Here is a 1649-nt window from a genome sequence, read left to right as displayed (position 1 = left end):
CTAGTGCCGGCGGGATTCAGATCACTTTGACGCCAGGACACGCTCTTGTCGCCGGTGTCTCCAAATCTGCGGCCGAATTCGGCGACACGATGCAACACAATGCATTTGAACTGATGCATCGCCATAACCTGTTTAGTGATCCGCAATTCCGAGTTGAAGTCGACGCGAAAGTCGCTTTGGACATGCTAAACAGTTGGAAAATCTCAGCGGTCCAACTCGCTGGTCTGAAAATATTCCGAGATCCGAACGATCAATTAAATTCGCTAACGAGTCGTGACCTTGCGAGTGAGGCTTTAAAAATAAAATGGAATCAGGTTTACGGCGGTAAGTATCCAGCTGCGGGCTCGACTGAAGCCGCTGCTGCAGGCGTGTATATCGCAAACGCGGGCCGATCTTTACAGATACCGTTAATTCCTCCGAGCGACGAATTGGCCCGTGCTGTCAGCATGGGTGTCCAACGATTGATCGATCTCGACGCGGTTACTGGTACGGTCGAGGGGGAGATGGAAACCGAGGGGTGGTTTTGCCAATCCGGTTGGTTGTCGTCAATGACATGCAGTGATGAGTATGAACAGGTCAAGAAAAACAATGCCGCCTCTATCGAGGTCGGTATAGCCTCGGCTCAGCGTCAGATCTGGATCGGTCTGGTCGAGCATGCCGTCCAGCAGGCGATTTTGGCTCGGGACGGGACTGTGGGGGCAGGGGACGCGAAGACATTTTTTGAGGAAAGTATCACATGGGCTAGTCAGTCCGCAGACTGGTATAAAACCATGGTTGAGCGAACCATCAGCACCACGATTGCAACTGACCAGGCTGCTCGTAGTGAAGCGTATTTTGACGAAGTAAAGAACTGGGGTTGGATGCTCGGCGGCACTTTCGTGTTGCGCGCAGCGAGCGACTTCTCACGTGCTGCTAGCTACGCAGAGGGCGCGACCGCACAGATGATGCCAAAATCCACGCTTTCGGCGATGACTCCGGGCGACTCGCTCTCAAAACTGGTCGAAAGCGAAGCCCTGGCACAGATTCAACCTGGAAATGTTGGTGCTGAAAAGTCGCTGCTGGCTAGAGTTTTTTCGCTCGACATCCTCAAGTCCACGACCGGGCCCTCGAACCAGAATATCCACAACATTGCGTCCTGGGGACGCTCGCTCGTTGGCACTGGCATTGGATTTTTTGCGGGCGGGACGATCGCGAAATATATCCCCGGTCTTAACTCAATCACTGATGGGACGCTGCCAAAAGCAATCGGAGGAGTAATGATTGTCTCCGGCGGGTTACTTGGCTATGTGATGCCTCTATTGTTTGCAATCTATGGACTGATGGGGGCAATCAGCTGGCTCGTAGCCGTTGCTACGACCTTTTTCGGAGTGACGCTCTGGTCGGCTGGTATGGCCGCACCGAAAGGCGAAGAGCACACCTCTCAATTGTCGGCCAAAGGGTGGAACGCCTTCATCTTCATCTTCCTCTATCCTGCTTTGGCCGTGGGTGGCCTGGCAGCAGCGATTGTGATTAGCGCTGTCGGCCTGGCAATGGTCCAAGCGATGGCTATGGGACTTTGGGGGATGTTTGATCCTGGTGTCGCCGATGTCGGCCGTCCGCTGGAAAGCCTCGGAGGGATTCTGATCGGCGGATTGCTGATGGTCGTAGTG

General features: G+C 54.2%; 1 protein-coding gene. It reads left to right on the top strand.

All coding sequences use genetic code 11. The features are described from left to right. Positions 1-1649: hypothetical protein (locus tag V5E99_RS30900; protein ID WP_499806308.1), on the top strand; the 1649-nt coding region annotated here is incomplete at both ends.

Origin of the sequence: Janthinobacterium sp. LPB2021202312-11-4, from assembly GCF_037049705.1 — a bacterium.
GTDB lineage: Bacteria > Pseudomonadota > Gammaproteobacteria > Pseudomonadales > Pseudomonadaceae > Aquipseudomonas.
Note: the sequence above shows the minus strand (reverse complement) of the source record. Positions and strands in the feature narration are given on the sequence as shown.